Raw genomic sequence first — 18,620 nt, forward strand, 5'->3', positions numbered from 1 at the left:
GAACCTCACCGCACGGCAGTGGGGTTCCGGCTTCGGCAAGCATCACGGGCGCGGGCGCGGTCCTGTCGCCCGGTGGCGCAGGTCGTGCCGTACGGCCGCGCCGTACCCGTCGCCCCGTTGTCCGCCCGGCGCCACGCTGTCCGCCCGGCGGCGAACAGCCCCGTTCCGGGCGTACTCCCCTATTTCACCGTAACCGACTCATAGGACATCCATGACATCGCTCAGCGCTCTCTCGGCCATGCCGAAGCGCAAAAGAATCGTCGGCACGCTGCTGGCCGCGGCCACGGCCGGCGCCCTGACCTGGCTCGCCGTCCCGGCCGGCTCCTCCCCCGCCCCGACCACCGACAGCCGGGCGACGGCACCCGTCGCGGGCGAGGCTCCCGGCTACGCCGTAGAGGACTTCAACTACCCGCAGGCCGACAAGATCCTCGCGGAGAAGAACATCGTCCTCAAGCGCGGCGACGGCCACATCACCCTCGCCGACTGCGTCAGCGGCACCGGACAGCTCGAGGTCTGGGCCCGCAGCAAGGACAAGATCTGCTTCCAGGTCACCGGCAACTCCGGCTGGCTCACCCTGGAGATCCCCTCCGTCTACGGCATCAAGGGCAACGACTACGCCACCCAGGTCGACATGACCACCGGCACCGAGGAAAAGTCCTTCGACATCGACAAGAACACCTGGACCGCGGTCGGCGAGAGCGCCGACGAACAGGGCCGCGAATTCATGCTCGTGGAAATCCGAACCACCAAGTAGCCCTGGGCGCACGCCCCGTCGGCTTGTCCCACGCTGCCCGAGGCCGCTCGGCCCGGCAGACCTCGAGTCCAAGGAATCAGATCATGCGACACACGAGACATCTGCGTCTCGCCGCGCTCACAGCCGCCCTGGTCGTCGGCCCGGTGGCGCTCTGCGCCTCGCCCGCGTCCGCGGTGACCGGCACGCCGGTCACCGACAACTCCTTCAGCTACACCGCGCAGGTCATCGTCGGCGATCACGACCGCGGCTGCTCCGGCGTGCTGGTCGCCCCCGAGTGGCTGCTGACCGCGGCGAGCTGCTTCGCCGACGACCCGGCGACGAGCCTGTCGGTGCCCGCGGGCAAGCCCGCCAAGCACACCACCGCCACCATCGGCCGCTCCGACCTGAGCGGCTCCGACGGAGCGGTGCGCGACGTGGTCCAGCTCGTGCCCCGCACCGACCGCGACGTCGTCCTGGCCCGCCTCGACCGCCCGGTCACCAACGTGGCCCCCGTCGCACTGGCCACCAGCGCGCCGGCCGCCGGCGAGGAGCTGAAGTTCGCCGGGTACGGGCGCAACAAGACCGAGTGGGCGCCGCTGAAGCTGCACACCGGCGCGCTGACCGTGGACGCCGCCGGCGCCACCACGGCCGACGTCACCGGCAAGGACGGCGCGGCCGCCTGCATGGGCGACACCGGCGGCCCGGTGGTCCGTACGGTCAACGGCACCGCGCAGCTGGTGGCGCTCACCAGTCGTTCGTACCAGGGCGGCTGCTTCGGCATCGACGCCGCGGAGAGCCGCACGGGTGGCGTCGCCGCCCGTGTCGACGACCTGAGCTCCTGGGTGAAGTCCACCGTCGGCGCCCTGCCCGTCACCGACTTCAACTGCGACGGCGTCGAGGACGTCGCCATCTCCGACCCGAAGGCGGCCGTCGGCGGCGACGACGGAGCCGGTGTCGTCCGGATCGTGTACGGCGGCGGAAAGGGCACCGCCGAGATCAACCAGGACCTCGACTGGGTGCCGGGCGGCGCGGAGGCCGGCGACTGGTTCGGTGAGGCCACGGACACCGTCGACTACAACCAGGACGGCTGCACCGACCTGGTCGTCGGCACGCCCTCCGAGGACCTGGGCACCGCGACCGACGCCGGCATGGTCGACATCCTCTACGGTGCGCCGGGCGGCATCGGCACCGGGACGCTCAAGGACACCCACTTCGAGCAGGGCTACGGCAACGGCGCCCTCAAGGGGTCCGCCCCCGAGTCCGGCGACCGCACCGGTGCGGCCGTGGCCGCGGGCACCACCGCCGACGGCGAGCCGTTCGTGGTGATCGGTATGCCGGGCGAGTCCATCGGTTCGGTCGCCAAGGCGGGCATGGCCGTCTACGTGCACGGCGACACCAACATCGGCATCAGCCAGGACAGCACGAACGTGCCGGGCGCGGTGGAGGCCAACGACGGTTTCGGTGCCGTCGTCGCGGCCGACGCCAACCACATCGCGATCGGCGCTCCGGACGAGACCATCGGCACCGACGCGGGCGCCGGCAACCTGGCGGTCTTCAGCCACAAGCTCAACTCCGAGGGCCGGCCGACCCCGCTGTTCGGTCTCGACCAGGACCTGGACACCGTCTCCGGGGGCGCCGAGGCGGGCGACCAGTTCGGCAAGTCCCTGGCCCTGGTCCCCTACCGCCCGTCCGGAGCGACGGCCGCGACCGACTCCATCCTCGCGGTGGGCTCTCCCGGTGAGGACCTGGACATCGACGGTGTGAGCAAGGCCGACGCCGGTGAGGTCATCACGTTCGACGTCACCGCCGCGGGCTCGTACAAGGAGATGTACGTCTACCACTCCGGCACCGCCGACGACGCCGTCCCGGGAACCGCGGAGGCCGGCGACCGCTTCGGCCAGTCCGTGGCCGCGGTGAACACCGCGCCGCGCGAGGTGAGCACCACGGCGACGATGAAGCTGGCCGTCGGCCTGACGGACGAAGCGATCGGCACCACGGCGAAGGCCGGCGCGATCACCACGTTCTCGCTCCTCAGCTCCCGTGACACGAACAACCGCTGGATCGAGGCCGGCACCTCCGGTATCCCGGGCCCCGCGGGTGCCAACCAGCACCTCGGCCAGAGCATCCACTACACCGGCACCAAGCTGTACCTGGGCATGCCGTACGGGCCGGGCAGCTACGGCACGGTGTACGCCCTGCCGATGTCGAACGTGACCGCGGGCGGTTCCAACGCCGCGATCACCACGTACACGCCGGGCCAGGGCGGTCTGCCGGCCGCCGGTGGCCGCTTCGGTTACGTGGTCCGCTAGTTCGGACCGGAACCAAGAAGGGGGGCTTCCCCGGCTCTCGGGCCGGGGAAGCCCCCCTTCTTCGCGTCGCGCTCGGTGCCGCGCGCTCCCGCGTCAGAGCTCGTACGGGCTCTTGACCGGGAAGTAGGCGCGCAGGAAGGAGCCGATGATGCGGGCCTGTTCCTCGGCGGGGACCTCAGCGTCCGGGGACTCGGCGAGACAGAACACGTCGTGTCCGCGGGCCGTCAGCAGACGCGTCAGCTCGGGGTGCCGGGCGTAGGTGCCGACGTCGATGTAAGCGCACCGGATACTGCCGGGCACGGACGCACCCGTCAGGTAGCCGTAGTGGTGGTGCAGCGACGAGACCATGGAGACGTCGCGCCAACCGCGCATGGGGTTGGCCGCCGTGCGGGCCACGCTGTCGGGGAACTCCGCCTCGATCTGCTCGAGCACACTCTTGCGCAGGGCGTACGGGGCGTGCGCGAAGCCGTTAGTCACCGTCACCCCGAAGCGGTCCTCCAGCAGGCGGCGGTTGTTCTTCGCCGCGGCGAAGTAACCCTCGTCCTCCTCGGTCGCCTCGCCTATCGGCACGGTCGTCGGAGTCCAGAAGAAGCGGCTCATGCCGTTGCCGAGGAAGAACTTCTGGGGGTTGAGCGGCCGGCCGATGAAGAAGTCGTCGTTGAAGTACAGGAACTGCTCGGACAGGCCGTCGATGTGGTGCAACTGGCTTTCGATGGCGTGCGAGTTGAACGACGGCAGGCAGCTGGGGTCGGTGAAGATGTCGCGGTGCGAGACGACCTCCACGCCCGGGTGGGACGTGTTCAGCCACGCGGGCTGCTGGTCGTCGGTGACGAGGTAGACCTTGCGCACCCAGGGCGCGAACATCGCGATCGACCGCAACGAGTAGCGCAGTTCGTCCCGGTTGCGGAAGCGCGCCGCCTCGTCCCCGGACGCCTGAGCGGGCAGGCCGAGGTCGGCGCGGCGCCGAGCGCGCCGCTCCTGCCACCGGGGATCGGTGTCGTCGACCCAGGTGTAGACGACGTCGATGGGGAAGGTGATGTCGTTCACCAGCTTCTTGGTGAACGGCTCCAGCGTGGGGTACTCACGGTCCCGGACGCGCAGCGTGGCGTCGGCGGTCAGCGAGGGCAGCCTGGATCCGGCCGCACTGGAGCGCAACGGCGCGGCGAACTGCCCGTCGCCGCCGTCCTCCTCCGGCACCCGGCGCCAGAACTCCACGTCGCACCCGTAGGCGGGGCCGAAGCGCAGCGTCCGGCTGGAGGTGACGACGGGACGGAACACCCGCAGTCCGCCTACCTCTCCTACCGGCTCCAGGCGTTCGGCCAGCAGCACGCCCGGGGCGTGCGTGCGGGGCTTGAGCAGCTCGGCGTAGACCGCCTTGCCCTCGTACTCGGCGGCGAGCGCCTTGCGGGTCCGCGTCTGGTGCTCGGCGTCCACGGCCACGCGGTACCGCTGGGTGTCGTCACTGCCGCGCAGCAGCACGTAGGGGATTTCATGGTGTTCCAGCGCGGCGACGACCGTCTCGAAGTTCCGCTGGAGGATGTCCACGGCCTGCAGGTCGTCACGGACCTCGGCCAGTCGGCCGGCCGCCCGGACGAGGGAGCGGTTGGCCGCGCCGATCACGAGTTCCCGGGCTCGCTGGTCACCGGAGGACGGCGCCGTCCGGTCCGCGGCGACCGCGGGATGGAAGCGGCCCGCGCCGCCGTTCGCCACACGGTGAGCCATGCGGTCCGCCCGCTCGGCCATCCGCTCGGGGGCGTCGCGCCGGTAGACGAGTTCGGTGAAGAGTGCTTCCCACTGCTTGACGACCACGTCGGCGGCGAAGCGCGCCGAGCCTTCGTAGGCGTTCTGCCCGTAGGAGCGCAGCAGCTCCTCGTCCCCCATGAGCTTGGCCATCGCCTCGGCGAGACTGTCCACGTCGCCGGGCGGGACGAGCAGACCGTCCACGCCGTGCCGGATGATCTCCGCCGGGCCGGTGACGACGTCGTACGCCACCGCCGGGACGCCCGCGGCGAACGCCTCCAGCAGCACCAGCGGGAACGCCTCGCCCTTCGACGACAGCACGGCCAGGCTCGCCTTGGCCCACTCCTCCGTCATGTGCTGGGTGGAGCCGAGGATCTCGACGGAGTCGTGCAGGCCGAGTCCTTGGACCAGGTTGCGCAGCCGGGACAGCTGCGGGCCGTCCCCGAAGATGCGCAGGCGCCACCCGGGGAACTCCGGCAGAACCTTGGCGAACGCGTGGATGGCGTGGTCGACCTGCTTCTCCGGGACGAGCCGGCTGGGCATCACGATGCTCTTGCCGGTCAGGCTGGAACGGGGCCGGAACCCCTCGGGTATGGCGTTCGGAATGGCCTCCAGGCGGGGGGCGGCCTTGCCGAGCGACTCCTCCAGCCACTGCTGGGTGCGTTCCGTCAGCACCACCATCGCGTCGATCTCGGGAGCCCGGTGCAGCAGGGGCTCACCGGTGCTGCCGCGCAGCTGCGACGAACGGTGCTCCTGGTGGATGGTGATCACCCGGGAGGGCGCCAGATCCGCGATGGCGGACATCAGGGCGGGCGTGGTGCTGATGAGGACGTCGGTGTCGATGGTGCGCAGGGCGCGTTTCATCTCGACGTCGGAGAGGGCGTCGAACGTCGCCTCCCACGACGGGTTGATCAGCTCGCTGGGCAGCCCGGCGAGCCGACGGCACTCCTCGGCACCGAGGCCGCTGTCCCGCACCGGCCGCTGCGTCTTGCCGGTGCGGTCCACCAGGTACCGCACGGAGACCCGCTCGTCCACGGAGAAGAAGGGACGCTCACGCGTCTTGAAGACGCTCAGCACCTCGACGGTGTGCCGGGGCGCCAGGTGCGTCGCCTGGGTGTAGACGGCCTGCTCCGTGCCGCCCATCTCGTCGCCCCAGGTGAGGAGAAACGTGATCTTCATTGGTGTCAACATCCAGAGGGGAGGTGGGCCGCACGGAAGGCGAGGCTGCCGATGGGCGTGTAATACGGGTTGATTCTGAGGACGGCGCTGTCGTCCTCCGTGCTCAGCAGGCGGTACGGCATCCGGAAGACGTCTCCGGGGGTGCGTACGTCGGTGCGCCGACGGGAGATCTTCAGCGACCGGCGGTGCGGACGCTGCAGACGCACGTCGAAGATCTGCTCCTTGGCCCCGAGGTCGCCGAAGTCGGCGGGCTTGAGCGAGCAGACGAAGGTGTCGCCGTGCCAGGTCGCCGGGACGACGCGGGTGGCCTTGCCGTTGCGGCGGACCAGTTCGACGTCCCCGCAGCAGTCTTCGGCGGGCGCGTTGACGAGCCGGCCCTCCAGCGTCACCTCGGACCAGCCGATCCGCAGCGAGACGATCTCCGCCTGCGCCTCGTCCCTGCCCAGGGACACATACGCGCGTCCGGTACCGGAGGCGATGAGCCGGCAGTACGTCCCGTCCTCGCGCACCGGCTCGGGAACCGTGGGCCCGTCGGGCATCAGCCGGGGCGCCTTGGCCACCGCGTACCGGTGCTCCGTACCGGAGGCGTCGGTGAAGACGACGGACAGCCGCCACTGTCCCGCCGCCAGCAGGAACCTGCGCACCCCCGCCGGCATCGGGTGCTGCCGGCCGGCGTCCGCCTCCAGCAGGTCGAGGACGGCGGTGCCCTGCGCCTCGACGTATCCGTCGCTGCGCTGGACCAGCGTGAGCGGAATGACGACCGGGGACGATCCGCCCAGCAGCAGGGAGGCCGACGCGGCGGTCAGCTCCTCCGGCACGCGGACGCAGAAGTTCAAGGTCCTGCCGTCCAGGAGGGACAGATGCTCCGCGGTGACGCGCGGCCAGTCATCGGTGCTCGGCGGAACCAGGACCAGGCTGTCCAGGCGCGACCGCGCCGAGCGCACCACTGCGTACCCCTTGCGCATCACCTTGTGCGGGGTGGGGAGTTGTCTCATCGGTTGTCTGCACCACGCTCGTAGGGGCTCGGGAACGGGAAGTACTCGTCCAGGAAGCGGCTCATCAGGTTCTGCTGGCGGCTCATGTCCGCTTCCGTGGAAGTCGTGTCGTTGAGGCAGAAGACGTGCGCGTCGCGGTGGGCCAGCAACCGGCCCAGCACCCGCTCGACGTTCGGCTTGCCGACGTCGCAATAGCGGTACACCAGCCCCTCGCCGGGGAACGAACGCTGCGTGTGGAAGGCGTAGTAGTGGTGCAGGGAAGAGGTCACCGACACGTCGGTGACGCTGCGGAACCTGCTCGCCGCCGTGCGCCGGTGCTCCTCGGGGAACTCCGCCTCGATCTCGTCCAGCACGCTGCGGTGCAGCGCGTGCGGCACGTGCTTCATCTTGCGGAAGATGGTGTCGCCGAAGCGCTCGGCGATGAGCCTGCGGTTGTTCTTTCCGGCGGCCGCCACGGGCGGATCCTCCGGGGAGGGTTCACCGAAGGGAACCAGGGCAGACGACAGGTAGAACTTCCCGAGACCGTTGGGCAGGAAGAAGTGCTGCGGAAGGATCTCCTGGCCGAGCATCACGTCGTCGTTGAAGTACAGGAAGTGCTCGGACAGGCCGTCGATGTGGTGCAGCTGGCTCTCGATGGCGTGCGAGTTGAACGTGGGCAGAGCCGCCGGATCCTTGAATATCTCCTTGTGACTGACCACCTTGATCTGCGGATGGTCCGTGTTCAGCCACTCGGGTGTCTGCTCGGCGGTCACCAGGTAGATGGTGCGCACCCACGGCGCGTACAGGTGCAGCGAGCGCAGCGAATAGCGGAGTTCGTCCCGGCTGAGGTAGCGCGCGGCGTTGGCCGCTTCTTCGTGGTACGGCCGGTCGGAGAAGCTCGCCCGCTGCCGCAGCCAGTGCGGATCCGAGCCGTCCACCCAGGTGTACACGACGTCGATGGGGAAGGTCCTGCGTCCGACGGCTCCCGCGGCGAAGGCCGGCCGTGTCGGCACGCGCACGGGTATGTGCTCCTCCGGCAGCGGCTGTTCCCCGGGCAGCGGCGCGAAGTCGGTGAACAGGGTTTCGTCGGCTTCGACGACCGGCTCGTCCAGCGGCACCTCCTCGGCTATCCCGTTGCGCCGAGGGGAGAGGAGCCGGCCGTCCTCCTGCCGCCAGAACTCGATGTCGCAGCCGTAGCGCAGGCCCAGGACGAGACGGCCGGTCTGGTCGGTGAGGTACCAGGTGCACCGCAGGACGTCCGAACGGGCCACCCGTTTCCACGGACCCGGTCCGTAGCCGGGCAGGGCGGAGCCCTCTTCCGGTTCGCTCTTGCGTACCGGGACCACGTACCCCGGTCTCGCCCGGCATGCCTGGCGCAGCGCGGTCAGCACACGCTCGCGGTCCTCGGCCCGAACCGCGACCGCGGCTGCCGTGTCGGAGGCGGAGCGCACGCAGAAGAACGGCACGCCCGCGCCGCGCAGCGCGGCGATCACCTCGTCCAGGTTCGCCCGGCGCGCCTGCAGCGGGGTGATGTCGGGTACGACGTGCGCGATGCGCGGCGTACCCGCCACGCTGACGACTCGCCGGTCGTACCGGGCGAGCAGGGCCTTGTGCCGGTGCGTCACCCGGACCCGCTTCACCTGGTCCCGCACCTCGGCCGCGGCGGCGATCCGGGACTTCACCTGCTCCCTCAGATCCGTGCCCACATGCTGCGCGATCATCCGTCGCGCGCCGACCGGCACCGCGCGACGATAGACGCCGACCAACCGGGACGCTTCAGGGTTTCGCACTGTGGGAACTCCTCCGATGGGCGGCCGATCGGTGAACGTCGCACGCCGACAACCGCCGATAAAAGCTAAGGCAATACCAAGTATGCAGTGTGTTTACCTCACACCTGCAGGGTGCTGCCACGCCATCAATCGGCTTTAAAACCAGGCATATCGGAACATTCGGGCAGGCGCGTCGGCATTGTCACAGTGCGCCGCCCGTCCACGGGCCGGGTCGGGGCCCCGGCGGTGCGCCCGCCGCGACGTGGCACCCCTGGCCGCCGCCCCGTGGGGACCTGCCCCACGGCTGCGGCTCGGGACGGCACGGGAGCCGGTCCGCTCAGAACGGCTCGAAGTCGTCGAACTCCCGCTGCGCCTCGTCGCGTTCGGCCTGGCGGTCCCGGCGGCGCTGGGCCGCGGGCCGCGGCGCCTCGAAGCGGTGGTCCTCGCCACGCCGGCCGAGCATCTCCGCGCCCGCCGTCAGCGACGGCTCCCAGTCGAAGACGACCGCGTTGTCCTCCGGGCCGATGGCGACGCCGTCGCCGGACCGGGCGCCCGCCTTCACCAGCTCCTCCTCCACGCCGAGGCGGTTGAGCCGGTCGGCCAGGTAGCCCACGGCCTCGTCGTTGTTGAAGTCGGTCTGGCGCACCCAGCGCTCGGGCTTCTCGCCGCGCACCCGGAACAGCGGCTCGCCGCCGACCTCCTCGCGGGTGACGGTGAAGCCGGCGTCGTCCACGGCCTGCGGCCGGATGACGATCCGGGTCGCCTCCTCCTTCGGCTTGGCGGCACGCGCCGCGGCGACCAGCTCACCCAGCGCGAACGACAGCTCGCGCAGGCCGATGTGCGCCACGGCCGACACTTCGAAGACGCGGTAGCCGCGCTGCTCCAGGTCGGGCCGGACCATCTCGGCGAGGTCCTTGCCGTCGGGCACGTCCACCTTGTTCAGCACGACGATCCGCGGGCGGTCGTCCAGGCCGCCGTACTCGCGCAGCTCGGCCTCGATGACGTCGAGGTCGGAGACCGGATCGCGGTCGGACTCCAGGGTCGCGGTGTCCAGCACGTGCACCAGCACGCTGCACCGCTCCACGTGCCGCAGGAACTCCAGGCCCAGGCCCTTGCCCTGGCTGGCGCCGGGGATCAGGCCCGGCACGTCGGCGATGGTGTACACGGTCGAACCGGCGGTCACCACGCCCAGGTTCGGCACGAGGGTCGTGAACGGGTAGTCGGCGATCTTCGGCTTGGCCGCGCTGAGCACGGAGATCAGCGAGGACTTGCCGGCGCTCGGGTAGCCCACCAGCGCCACGTCGGCGACGGTCTTCAGCTCCAGGACGATGTCCTGCACGTCGCCGGGCTCGCCCAGCAGCGCGAAGCCGGGCGCCTTGCGCCGGGCGGAGGCCAGCGCGGCGTTGCCGAGGCCGCCCCGGCCGCCCTGCGCGGCGATGTACGAGGTGCCGTGGCCGACCAGGTCGGCGAGCACGTTGCCCGCCTTGTCCAGGACGACCGTGCCGTCCGGCACCGGCAGGACCAGGTCCTGGCCGTCCTTGCCGGAACGGTTGCCGCCCTCGCCGGGCTTGCCGTTGGTGGCCTTGCGGTGCGGGGAGTGGTGGTAGTCGAGCAGTGTCGTCACCGACTGGTCGACGGTCAGGATGACGTCGCCGCCCCGGCCGCCGTTGCCGCCGTCCGGGCCGCCGAGCGGCTTGAACTTCTCCCGGTGCACGGAGGCACAGCCGTGGCCCCCGTTACCCGCGGCGACATGCAGCTCGACGCGGTCCACGAAGGTGGTCATTGCAGTGCCTCCAGAAAGTGCTGGTATGTCTCTACGTCAACACGCGAAAGGCGGACCCGCCTTCCCGGCCGGGAGGTCCCGGCCAAAGAAGTGAGGTCCGCCTCGCGAAAGCGTACGGTGCTGAATCAGCCGATCGGACGATCAGGTGGTTCAGGCGACCGGAACGATGTTCACGACCTTGCGGCCACGGTGGGTACCGAACTCCACCGCACCGGCCTGCAGCGCGAACAGCGTGTCGTCGCCGCCGCGGCCGACGCCCGCACCCGGGTGGAAGTGGGTGCCGCGCTGGCGGACCAGGATCTCACCGGCGTTCACGACCTGACCGCCGAAGCGCTTCACGCCGAGCCGCTGGGCGTTGGAGTCGCGACCGTTCCGGGTGGACGATGCGCCCTTCTTGTGTGCCATCTCTCTTCAGTCCCTTACTTCGCAGCCGTGGGGATCGACGTGACCTTGATCGCCGTGTACTGCTGGCGGTGGCCCTGCCGACGGCGGTAGCCGGTCTTGTTCTTGTAGCGCAGAATGTCGATCTTCTGGCCCTTGTGGTGGTCCACGACCTCGGCCTGAACCTTGATACCGGCCAGCACCCACGGGTCGCTGGTCACGGAGTCGCCGTCGACAACGAGCAGGGTCGAGAGCTCGACCGTGTCGCCAACCTTGGCAGTGGAAATCTTGTCAACCTCGACGATGTCGCCCACAGCAACCTTGTGCTGGCGACCGCCGCTGCGCACGATGGCGTACACGCGGATCTCACTCTCTTCGCTCGGGAACGGCACCCCCGCAGGCCAGCCGCCCGGCACGGCGGGCGACCTCTCCCGGCCAACCCTGTGCCCGGGAGGAAGAGGTTTACGGGGATGTGGCGTGCTCAGTGGACACGCCGACGGTCAAGGTTACGGGGCTCGCCCGCCGAGGGTCAAACCGGGCTGCCCGGACGGTGTGGCCCTGCCCGTGAGGGGACAGGACCGCACCGGGTCCGCACCGCGCCGGTGGACCGGCCGGACGGGCCGAGCCGGGCCCCAGGGCCCGGCTCGGCGCTCGTCGGACGACCCGGCTCAGCCCTCGTCGGAGGAGCCGGAGGAGGCCGGGGCGGACGCCGACTGCTGGGCCGCCGCGGTCTTCTTCGACGCCGACTTCTTCGCGGCCGTGGCCGTCTTGGCGGTCTTCGCCGCCTTCTTGGCCGTGGTCTTCTTCGCCGCCGTCTTCTTGGCGGCGGTCTTCTTGGCCGCCGTCTTCTTCGTGGCGGCCTTCTTCGCCGTGGCCTTCTTGGCGGTCTTGCGCGCCGTCTTCTTGGCCGCGGCCGCCTCCTCGGCGCCCTCGGCACCCTCGGCGGGCCGTTCCGCGGGCTCGGCGGCCTCGGGCGCCTCCGCCTGCGCCGCGGCCGGCTCAGCGGCCTCAGCGGCCTCGGCGGCCTCCGGTCGGGCCGTCGCCGACGGGACGACCACGACGGCCGCCTCCTCCGGTGCGGTCGGCGCGGTGGGCTTGCGCACGGCGCGCCGACGCGGACGGGCCGGGGCGGCGGGCTCCGCGGGCGCCTCGGCCACAGCCGGCTGCTCGGCCTGCGCGGCCGGTTCGGCCACCGGGGCCTCGACCTGCTCGGCCTGTGCCGGAGCCGTCTTCGGCGCGGCCTCCGGCACCGTCACCACGGCCGCCTCGGCCCCCGCCGGGGAACCGGCCGGCGCGGTCGCCTTGCGGGTGGCGCGGCGGCGCGTACGACCCTTGGGGGCGGCCTCCTCGGCGGGCGCCTCGGCGCTCTCCCGCGCCTTCCGGGCGGCGACGACCGGGTCCTCGACGGCCTCGGGCTCGGCCTGCGCCCGGGCGGCCGGCTCCGGGCGCACCGGGCGCTCGGCCTCCTCGGCGGCGGTGACGTCCTGGGCCGTGGGGGCCTGGACCGCGGGAGCCTCGGCGGCCGGGGCGGCGGCCTCGGTCTGCGCCTTCGGCGCGCCCGCCGGAGCGGACGCCTTCCGGCTCGCCCGGCGCCGGCCACGGCCCCGCGCGGCCGCGGCCTCCGCCTCGGCGACGCTGCTGTACAGCTCCTCGTCCGGGGCCATGCCGTCCGTCAGCGGCTGCGGCGCGGGCACCGCGACCGGCTCGGCGGTCTCGGCGACGGCCTCCGCCTCGCTCTCCGCCTCCTCCTCGGCGGTCTGCGCCACGGCCTCGGCGGCCACCGCCTCCTGCGGCTGCTCGGCACCGGCACGGGCGCGCTTGCGCCGCTTGCCGCCGCCGGCGGCGGTGGCGTGGTCCAGGTGGACGATGACACCGCGGCCGTTGCAGTGGACGCAGGTCTCGGAGAAGGACTCCAGCAAGCCCTGGCCGACCCGCTTGCGGGTCATCTGCACCAGGCCCAGCGAGGTCACCTCGGCCACCTGGTGCTTGGTGCGGTCGCGGCCCAGGCACTCCAGCAGGCGGCGCAGCACCAGGTCGCGGTTGGACTCCAGGACCATGTCGATGAAGTCGATCACGATGATGCCGCCGAGGTCGCGCAGCCTCAGCTGGCGCACGATCTCCTCGGCCGCCTCCAGGTTGTTCCTGGTGACCGTCTCCTCCAGGTTGCCGCCCTGGCCGGTGAACTTGCCGGTGTTGACGTCGATGACGACCATCGCCTCGGTCCGGTCGATGACCAGCGAACCGCCGCTGGGCAGCCAGACCTTGCGGTCCAGCGCCTTGGCGAGCTGCTCGTCGATCCGGTACGTGGCGAAGACGTCCACCTCGCTGGTCCAGCGCTGCAGGCGCGGCGCGAGGTCCGGGGCGACGTGCGAGACGTAGCCGTGGATGGTCTCCCACGCCTCGTCACCGCTGACGATGACCTTGGAGAAGTCCTCGTTGAAGATGTCGCGCACGACCCGGACGGTCATGTCCGGCTCGCCGTACAGCAGCGTCGGGGCGTTGGAGCCGTTCTTGGCCTTCTTTTGGATGTCCTCCCACTGCGCCTGCAGCCGCTCGACGTCCCGGCGCAGCTCCTCCTCGCTGGCGCCCTCCGCGGCGGTGCGCACGATGACGCCCGCGTCCTCGGGGACGATCTTCTTGAGGATGGTCTTCAGCCGGGCCCGCTCGGTGTCGGGCAGCTTGCGGCTGATGCCGGTCATGGAGCCCTCGGGGACGTACACGAGGTAGCGACCGGGGAGCGAGACCTGGCTGGTCAGGCGTGCGCCCTTGTGGCCGATCGGATCCTTCGTCACCTGGACGAGGACCGACTGGCCGGACTTCAGGGCGGACTCGATGCGGCGCGGGCCGTTGGCCATGCCGAGGGCCTCGAAGTTGACCTCGCCCGCGTACAGCACGGCGTTGCGGCCCTTGCCGATGTCGATGAAGGCGGCCTCCATCGACGGCAGGACGTTCTGCACCTTGCCGAGGTAGACGTTCCCGACGTACGAGACCGCCTGCTCCTTGTTGACGTAGTGCTCGACGAGCACGCCGTCCTCCAGGACGCCGATCTGCGTACGGTCGCCGTGCTGGCGGACGACCATCACGCGCTCGACGGCCTCGCGCCGGGCCAGGAACTCGGCCTCGGTGATGATCGGCACCCGGCGGCGGCCCTGCTCGCGGCCCTCGCGGCGGCGCTGCTTCTTGGCCTCCAGACGTGTGGAGCCCTTGATGGACTGCACCTCGTCGGTGACGTCACCGGAGCGCTCGTCCTTCTTGCGCGGCTCGCGGACCTTGACGACGGTGCGCTCGGGGTCGTCGGCGGACGGCTCGGTGTCCACGGCGCTGTCCCCGGCCCGGCGCCGGCGCCGGCGGCGCCGGCGGCTGCTGCTGGAGCCGGCGCCCGCGCCGGCCGCCTGCTCCTCGCCCTCGCCGCCCTGCGCGGTGTGCTCCTCGGCCGCCTCGTCCTCGACGTCCTCCTCGAGCTGCTCGGCGGTGTCCTCGGCGTCCTGCGCGGCCTGGGCGGCGGCGAGCTGCACGCTCTCCTCCGCCTCGTCCTCGCCACCGCCCTCGGCGGCCTCGCCACGGCGACGGCGGCGGCCTCCGCGACGGCGGCGGCGCCGGCCGCCGGACTCCTCGCCCTCGTCGCCTTCCTCGAACTCCTCGGCCTCGGCCTCGGTCTCGTCCTCGACGGCCCGCTCCTCGGGCTCCTCGCCGTAGCCGGCGCCCCGGCGACGGCGGCGGCGCCGCGTGCCGGCCTGCTCCTCGCGCTCCTGCAGCGGGGTTCCCTCCGCCTCGGCGGTCTCCTCGACCTCGGCGGCTTCGGCGGCCTCGGCGGCGGCCCGCTGCGGGGTCTGGAACTTCGGCTCGGTGAAGACCGGCGGCTGGAACACGGCGACGGCCGGGCGCGCCGGGCGGCGCGCGCCCTCGGCCTCCTCGGCCGGGGTCTGCGGCGCGGCGGGCTCGGCGGCCGGGGCGGCGAACCCGGTCGCGGCGCGCCGGACGACGCGGCGCCGGCCACGGCGCGGCGCGGCCTCCTCGACGGGTGCTTCGGCGGCGGGTGCGTCCTTCGCCGGTGCTTCCTTCACGGGTGCCGGCTCGGCGGCGGGGGTCTGCGGGGTCTCGGCAGGGGTCTGCGCGGCGGTCTCCTCGGCGGCGGGCGCGGCCACGGCGCGCGTGGCACGCCGACGCGTGCGGCGCGGCGCGGACTCCTCGACCACGGCGGCCTGCTCGGCCGACACGGCGGGCTCGGCCTTTTCGGCCCGCCGCGCCCGCCCCGGCCCCGGGGCGGGACCGGCGGGGCCGGGGGCGCGGGCGCGCGGGGGGCGCGGGGGGGGGGCCCCCGCCCGCGGGCGCGCCGCGCGGCGGCCGGCGGAACTGAACACCCCCAGCGACACCCTGCCGCCGCGTCGTCGGCGCCGTGCCGCGTCCCGCCCGGCGGGCGGGCCCGCCGGGCGGGACGCGGCACGGCGCCGACGACGCGGCGGCAGGGTGTCGCTGGGGGTGTTCAGTTCTTCGGAACCCGTGGGTTCGTTCGGTCCGAGCATGCGGGCGTATCTCCCGTCAGGCTCCCGGGCGCCGCGCCTGGTCCGGCGCCGATCGCATCGATCGGCCGCCGTTGACGTCCGCGGCCGCGCAGTTGCGCGTTGACCGCCGTCCGGGGCGCGGGCGCCGCACGGGAGCTCTCTGTGTCCTGTCTCGCCGGTTCCGTACGCCTTGTCGCATACGGCCTGGCGAAAGTCTTCTGGTCGGTGCGCTGCCCGACCCAGGTGGCTCCCGAGTACGAGGGCGGCGCTTTCGGCGTCCGTCCCTGCGGGACCTTCCCTAAGCAGGTGCCTTCGCGGTGGCAGCGTCGGCGGCCCCTGTGGAAGCGGCCGGGGCGGCCGGGTCTGCCTCGCGGTCGGGCGCGAGCGGGTCGGTCACCGCGCCGGTCTCGTCATCGAGCAGCCCCTGCGCCAGCCTGGTCACCGCTGCGGGGACCGGCGGCGCCAGGTCGGCCACGGCGCTGAGACCGGACAGGACGTCGTCGGGTCGTACGGCAGGCGTCACGTGCCGAACAACCAGCCGCAGTATCGCACAGGGCTGGTCGATCGGCCCATCAGCTGCCGATTCGTGCGGTGTCACGCTCTGCAGACTCACGACCGCGGGGCGGGCGTCGAAGGTGCGCATGCCGTTCTTGGTCAGGCGCTGGACCTCGACGGTCTCGGCCGCGTTGAAGGCCGCCACGGCCCGCTCGGCCTCGGCCGGGTCCACTCCGTCCAGCCGCAGCTCCCACACGGAGGCGGTCAGCCGGTCGGCGAGCCCCGGGGTGCGGGCCTCGACCGCGTCGATCACGTCGAGCCCGGCGGGCAGCGACGCGTCGAGCAGGCTGCGCAGCCGCTCCGGGTCGCGGGGTGCGGTGAGCGCGATCTCGAGGTACTCCGCCTCACTGCCCGTGCCGGTGGGTGCGGCATTGGCGTAGGAGACCTTCGGGTGCGGCGTGAACCCCGCCGAGTACGCCATCGGCACCTCGGCTCGGCGCAGCGCGCGCTCGAAGGCGCGCTGGAAGTCACGGTGGCTGGTGAACCGGAGGCGGCCGCGCTTGGTGTAGCGCAGTCGGATGCGCTGCACCGCGGGTGCGGGCGGCGGGCCTTCGGGCTGTCGCTTGCCCAGTGGAACTTCTCCTCGTGTACGGCGGACGGTCCGGGGCGGCACCCGCGTCGGCGGGAGGTCGCGCCCGGTCCTCTTGTCTAGGGTACGTGTTCCCCGTTCCGGGAGTTCCCGGCCGGGTCACCCGAGGGCCACCCGCCGGTCACCACACCGTGGCGGCGGTCACCTTCTCACCGGTGACGCGGCGCCGGTCACTTGACGACGGTCAGCGGCAGCAGCTTCTTGCCCGTGGGGCCGATCTGGATGCTGGTGTCCATCGCCGGGCACACGCCGCAGTCGAAGCACGGCGTCCAGCGGCAGTCCTCGACCTCGGTCTCGTCCAGGGCGTCCTGCCAGTCCTCCCAGAGCCAGTCCTTGTCCAGACCGGAGTCCAGGTGGTCCCAGGGCAGGACCTCCTCGTAGGAGCGCTCGCGGGTGGTGTACCAGTCGACGTCGACGCCGTAGGGGGCGAGCGCCTTCTCCGCGCAGGCCATCCAGCGGTCGTAGGAGAAGTGCTCGCGCCAGCCGTCGAAGCGGCCGCCGTCCTCGTAGACCGCGCGGATCACCGCGCCGATGCGGCGGTCGCCGCGGGAGAGCAGGCCCTCGACGATGCCGGGCTTGCCGTCGTGGTAGCGGAAGCCGATCGAGCGGCCGTACTTCTTGTCGCCGCGGATCTTGTCCCGGAGCTTCTCCAGCCGGGCGTCGGTCTCCTCGGCGCTCAGCTGCGGGGCCCACTGGAAGGGGGTGTGCGGCTTGGGGACGAAACCGCCGATGGAGACCGTGCAGCGGATGTCGTTGGAGCCGGAGACCTCGCGGCCCTTGGCGATGACGCGGGTCGCCATGTCCGCGATCTGCAGCACGTCCTCGTCGGTCTCCGTGGGCAGGCCGCACATGAAGTACAGCTTCACCTGCCGCCAGCCGTTGCCGTACGCCGTGGCGACGGTACGGATCAGGTCCTCCTCGGAGACCATCTTGTTGATGACCTTGCGGATGCGCTCCGAGCCGCCCTCCGGGGCGAAGGTCAGGCCCGAGCGGCGGCCGTTGCGGGTCAGCTCGTTGGCCAGGTCGATGTTGAAGGCGTCCACCCGGGTCGAGGGCAGGGACAGGCCGATCTTGTCGTCCTCGTAGCGGTCGGCCAGGCCCTTGGCGATGTCGCCGATCTCGGAGTGGTCCGCGGAGGACAGCGACAGCAGGCCGACCTCCTCGAAGCCGGTCGCCTTCAGGCCCCGGTCCACCATCTCGCCGATGCCCGTGATGGAGCGCTCGCGCACCGGGCGGGTGATCATGCCGGCCTGGCAGAAGCGGCAGCCGCGGGTGCAGCCGCGGAAGATCTCCACGCTCATCCGCTCGTGCACCGTCTCGGCCAGCGGGACCAGCGGCTGCTTGGGGTAGGGCCACTCGTCCAGGTCCATCACGGTGTGCTTGGACACGCGCCACGGCACGCCGGACCGGTTGGGCACGACCCGGCCGATGCGGCCGTCGGGGAGGTATTCGACGTCGTAGAACGCCGGGACGTACACGCCGCCGGTCTTCGCCAGGCGGAAGAGGAGCTCCTCCCGGCCGCCGGGGCGGCCCTCCTGCTTCCAGGCGCGGATGATGCCGCTGACCTCCAGCACCGCCTGCTCGCCGTCGCCGATCACCGCGCAGTCGATGAAGTCGGCGATCGGCTCGGGGTTGAACGCCGCGTGGCCGCCGGCCATGACGATCGGGTCGTCGAGGGTGCGGTCCTTAGACTCCAGCGGGATCCCCGCCAGGTCCAGCGCCGTCAGCATGTTCGTGTAGCCCAGCTCGGTGGAGAAGCTGATGCCGAGCACGTCGAACGCCTTCACCGGGCGGTGGCTGTCCACCGTGAACTGCGGGACGCCGTGCTCCCGCATCAGCGCCTCCAGGTCGGGCCACACGCTGTAGGTGCGCTCGGCGAGGACGCCGTCCTGCTCGTTGAGCACCTCGTAGAGGATCTGCACGCCCTGGTTGGGCAGGCCGACCTCGTAGGCGTCGGGGTACATGAGTGCCCAGCGGACGTCGCACTCGTCCCAGTCCTTGACGGTGGAGTTGAGCTCTCCGCCGACGTACTGGATCGGCTTCTGCACATGGGGGAGCAGAGCTTCGAGCTGCGGGAAAACCGACTCGACAGGCATCTCGCGAACC

11 protein-coding genes are annotated in these 18,620 nt (G+C 71.9%); 2 read left to right on the forward strand and 9 right to left on the reverse strand.

The window, feature by feature from the left end; genetic code table 11:
* Positions 1–211: 211 nt before the first annotated feature.
* Complete coding sequence (locus GV126_RS12770; RefSeq protein ID WP_236569973.1) at positions 212–754, forward strand: hypothetical protein; 543 nt, start codon at positions 212–214, stop codon at positions 752–754.
* A gap of 83 nt (positions 755–837) precedes the next feature.
* Positions 838–3,042, forward strand: coding sequence for a S1 family peptidase (locus GV126_RS12775; RefSeq protein WP_159665788.1), 2,205 nt, complete (start codon positions 838–840; stop codon positions 3,040–3,042).
* 93 nt (positions 3,043–3,135) lie between these two features.
* On the opposite strand, the gene GV126_RS12780 is transcribed toward GV126_RS12775, so the two are convergent.
* The 9 genes from GV126_RS12780 to GV126_RS12820 form a co-directional block, all read right to left on the reverse strand.
* Complete coding sequence (locus tag GV126_RS12780; RefSeq protein ID WP_159665790.1) at positions 3,136–5,961, reverse strand: stealth family protein; 2,826 nt, start codon at positions 5,959–5,961, stop codon at positions 3,136–3,138.
* 5 nt (positions 5,962–5,966) lie between these two features.
* Positions 5,967–6,956 (reverse strand): hypothetical protein, encoded by a 990-nt coding sequence (locus GV126_RS12785; protein ID WP_159665792.1) that lies wholly within the window; start codon positions 6,954–6,956, stop codon positions 5,967–5,969.
* Positions 6,953–8,725: a stealth family protein gene (locus GV126_RS12790; RefSeq protein ID WP_159665794.1), complete on the reverse strand. Its 1,773-nt coding sequence runs from the start codon at positions 8,723–8,725 to the stop codon at positions 6,953–6,955. Before GV126_RS12790 ends, GV126_RS12785 begins: the two co-directional genes overlap by 4 nt.
* Before the next feature lie 316 nt (positions 8,726–9,041).
* Complete coding sequence (gene obgE / locus GV126_RS12795) at positions 9,042–10,487, reverse strand: GTPase ObgE (protein ID WP_159665796.1); 1,446 nt, start codon at positions 10,485–10,487, stop codon at positions 9,042–9,044.
* Positions 10,488–10,637: 150 nt separating this feature from the next.
* On the reverse strand, positions 10,638–10,892 hold the full coding sequence (gene rpmA, locus GV126_RS12800; protein ID WP_023550764.1) for a 50S ribosomal protein L27: 255 nt from the start codon (positions 10,890–10,892) through the stop codon (positions 10,638–10,640).
* 14 nt (positions 10,893–10,906) lie between these two features.
* Positions 10,907–11,227 (reverse strand): 50S ribosomal protein L21, encoded by a 321-nt coding sequence (gene rplU / locus GV126_RS12805; RefSeq protein ID WP_028422127.1) that lies wholly within the window; start codon positions 11,225–11,227, stop codon positions 10,907–10,909.
* A 309-nt stretch (positions 11,228–11,536) separates the two neighbouring features.
* Positions 11,537–15,391: an Rne/Rng family ribonuclease gene (locus GV126_RS12810; protein WP_159665799.1), complete on the reverse strand. Its 3,855-nt coding sequence runs from the start codon at positions 15,389–15,391 to the stop codon at positions 11,537–11,539.
* A 277-nt stretch (positions 15,392–15,668) separates the two neighbouring features.
* Positions 15,669–16,454, reverse strand: a complete 786-nt coding sequence (locus GV126_RS12815; RefSeq protein WP_159665800.1) for a TIGR03936 family radical SAM-associated protein — start codon at positions 16,452–16,454, stop codon at positions 15,669–15,671.
* 230 nt (positions 16,455–16,684) lie between these two features.
* Entirely contained in the window at positions 16,685–18,610 is a 1,926-nt protein-coding gene (locus GV126_RS12820; RefSeq protein ID WP_159665802.1) for a TIGR03960 family B12-binding radical SAM protein, read from the reverse strand.
* Between the last annotated feature and the right edge of the window lie 10 nt (positions 18,611–18,620).

It is taken from the genome of Streptomyces mexicanus, from assembly GCF_902506575.1.
GTDB classification, from domain to species: Bacteria; Actinomycetota; Actinomycetes; order Streptomycetales; family Streptomycetaceae; genus Streptomyces; species Streptomyces mexicanus.